4 protein-coding genes are annotated in these 2,862 nt (G+C 40.0%); all 4 read left to right on the plus strand.

All coding sequences use genetic code 11. The annotated features are described in order from the left end of the window. Positions 1-236 precede the first annotated feature (236 nt). The 4 genes from QZT26_RS17070 (at position 237) to QZT26_RS17085 (ending at position 2,515) form a co-directional block, all read left to right on the plus strand. Positions 237-692 carry a protein tyrosine phosphatase family protein gene (locus tag QZT26_RS17070; protein WP_295103880.1) on the plus strand — a complete coding sequence of 152 codons (456 nt, stop codon included), beginning with the start codon at positions 237-239 and terminating at the stop codon, positions 690-692. Positions 693-821: 129 nt separating this feature from the next. After that, positions 822-980: a rubredoxin gene (rd, locus tag QZT26_RS17075; protein WP_099325238.1), complete on the plus strand. Its 159-nt coding sequence runs from the start codon at positions 822-824 to the stop codon at positions 978-980. 507 nt (positions 981-1,487) lie between these two features. Continuing rightward, positions 1,488-2,186: a phosphoribosyltransferase family protein gene (locus QZT26_RS17080; RefSeq protein WP_099325239.1), complete on the plus strand. Its 699-nt coding sequence runs from the start codon at positions 1,488-1,490 to the stop codon at positions 2,184-2,186. A 74-nt stretch (positions 2,187-2,260) separates the two neighbouring features. After that, entirely contained in the window at positions 2,261-2,515 is a 255-nt protein-coding gene (locus tag QZT26_RS17085) for a DUF504 domain-containing protein (RefSeq protein WP_295103884.1), read from the plus strand. Positions 2,516-2,862: the final 347 nt, after the last annotated feature.

Raw genomic sequence — 2,862 nt, forward strand, 5'->3', positions numbered from 1 at the left:
TTTTAACTCAATCTAAGGCAATGGGTGCAAAGTTTTATGTGTGTACCAATTCTATGGGCTTGTTAAACATATCGCGGGATGAACTTGTAAATGAGGTTGATAAGAGTATGGGGTTAACCACATTTCTCGCGGAGACTGGTCAGGATCAAATCCTATTTATTTAATTTATGAAAGAAATAAAGATCATGGGTATCAACCATTGATATTGCACATATTTTTGAAAGGAGGTGTTTACTATGAAGGATCGAATTAAAATCAACGATAGTGTCACATCGGCGAGTCAACCATCAGAAGAAGAAATTAAAAAACTACCGCAACAAGGATTTAAATCGGTTGTCAATCTTCGGGCTTCCGGGGAAGAAGATCAGCCACTTTCTCCAAAAGAGGAGGGGGATCTGGTTAAAAAAACAGGGATGAAATACCTGCATATTCCGGTATCAACTAAAGAAGAAATCAAGCCGGAGTTGGTTGATCGATTTCGAAAAGAAATAGAGCTTCTCCCGGCACCTGTTTTCGTACACTGCCATACGGGGAAGCGCGCCGTGGCGTTTACTATGATGTATCAGGCATTAAAAGAGGGAGTCACGGGTGAGGAAGCGATTCAGAAGGCAGAGTCTATGGGTTTTGCATGTGATGTGCCGCAGTTAAAAGCGTTCTTCATAGACTATATTAATCAGCACGGGAAAGTGTAGTTATAGTGAAACGTTAAGAGAAAGTAGTCATTGCGATGGTTAGCCCAAAGCAATCTTTAAAAACCTCTTTAATTAGTTTTTTTAATGAAAAGTTTTGAAAATCAAAGAATATAAGGAGAAGTTTTAAAAATGGAAAGATACAAATGTTTGGTTTGTGGATATATCTATGACCCCAGTTCTGGCGATCCTGACCATGGAATTGATCCTGGCACCAGCTTTCAAAATTTACCTGATGATTGGACATGCCCTCCATGTGGCGCTCCAAAGGAACAGTTTGAACAAATTTAAAAGTTTTGGATAAATGACATATCAATGGAGACAGATGGGGGTAAAAAATTTCTGGATTGACCTGCTCAACTTCAACGGAGATTCACCTCAAGTCAAAAAACAAAAATGCCGCCGGAGTATCGTGTACGCTAGCACATTACCGCAAACACATGCCTCCGCGTACTATCTTCCTTTTCTGACAATGCACCCAGTGCACAGAGATCGTCTTTCTGTGCGGGTGCAAGTCTTATCGCTTCAACCCCCAAGGGAGGAACATAGGGACACTTCCCATGTTTTTTTCACCAGATCAAGCAATAAATATGGGAAGTGTCCCCTTAATCCCTTAATTCCCGAAGAAGCTCTTCTTTAGATATCTTTGATTTCATAATAGCTACTTTCCGACTTATGACTTATAATCACTGATCAAGGTGTGACCCTCATTCCCCGTTTTTGGGAAATGTTTATTACTATTTTATGGAATCAATTTAAACTATTTTCAGTAAATTATTGTATTGGTAACACAGAAACATGCATACACTTATTGAAGATAAATCATTTCGAAACAAATTATATGTCTTTAAAGACAGGAGAGAAGCAGGAAAACTCCTTTCGCAACAGCTCGTGGGACACAAAAACACCGATGCCATAGTGCTTGGCATACCTTCCGGAGGCGTCCCGGTAGCTGCAGAAATAGCAAATGCCCTTGTGCTTCCCCTTGACTTACTCATTGTGCGAAAGGTACAGATACCCTATAACACAGAATCCGGATTTGGCGCTGTCAGCCCTGATAACATGGTATTATTGAATGAAAAACTCTTCAGCAAACTCAACTTATCTGCAGAAGAGGTTAAACGACAGATTCAAAGAACTAGAGAAACAATCAAAAAGAGAAACGATCTCTTTAGAAAAGGCGTGCCATTTCCTTCCGTAAAAAACAAGGTCGCAATTATTGTAGACGATGGATTGGCGTCCGGTTATACCATGCTTTCCGCCATTGCATTTATAAAAAGACATGAACCTCAAAAGGTTGTAGTTGCCGTTCCAACAGGATCAAAAGAAACGGTTGATGACGTTCTGTCTCAGGTTGATGAACTTGTTTGCCTTAACGTGAGAAGCGGTTTTGTTTTCGCCGTGGCAGACGCCTATGAGAACTGGCATGATTTGGATGATGATGAAGTACTATCTTTCTTAAAAAATTTCAACGAATCAGGGACAAGCAATGACTGATTATTGAAAGATTTTTTTTAGAACCTTTAAGATATTACGATTTATCATTATTGAAAGGAAGGTAAACATAAATAATGATTCCCATTCATGAACTGCTGAACAAAATACTTTGGAACAGCGAATTTGGGAAAGGTACTTTTGAAATCGGTTACTTTGACCGCGTTGCACAGAAAATCATGAGGGTCCCCTTTAAAAATATCCTTTTAGAAAAAGGAAACCACGCTACCTTCCAGTTGATGGACGCTAATAGAGAATTATTAACAATTCCTTTTCACCGTGTGAGGGAGGTCTATAAGGACGGAGAACTGATCTGGAACAGGCCACATTGAATCGTTTATCTTTTACGCCTGCCCGGTGAAGTGGCCTCTTTTCCTTGTTTATATGTGTTTGCCAAATTATTATCTATTGCAGACCATATTTATTCCAGACCAGCATTGTCAATAGATAAGGCTTGACCCCATCGATTAAGCTCCGTAGGAGCGGCCTGTTTGTAACAAAATAGGATATTATAACAGATCGTAGAGACAGGTTTGAAACCTGTCTCTGCAATTAGGAGCGACCTGTCTCTTGTAAATCCATATTAAACAGGTCTGCCTGAATATGGACAGGCCGCTCCTACGGAGCTATTTACTCTATTGAATTTTATTGTGCTACAAACAGACCGCCCCTAACGGGG

The sequence above is a fragment of the uncultured Candidatus Kuenenia sp. genome (genome assembly GCF_900696675.1).
Lineage (GTDB): Bacteria > Planctomycetota > Brocadiia > Brocadiales > Brocadiaceae > Kuenenia > Kuenenia stuttgartiensis_A.

Bases quoted from the DNA above. Each gene is read 5' to 3' on its own strand.
- QZT26_RS17070 (WP_295103880.1), top strand. From the start codon at position 237: ATGAAGGATCGAATTAAAATCAACGATAGTGTCACATCGGCGAGTCAA.
- rd (WP_099325238.1), top strand. From the start codon at position 822: ATGGAAAGATACAAATGTTTGGTTTGTGGATATATCTATGACCCCAGT.
- QZT26_RS17080 (WP_099325239.1), top strand. From the start codon at position 1,488: ATGCATACACTTATTGAAGATAAATCATTTCGAAACAAATTATATGTC.
- QZT26_RS17085 (WP_295103884.1), top strand. From the start codon at position 2,261: ATGATTCCCATTCATGAACTGCTGAACAAAATACTTTGGAACAGCGAA.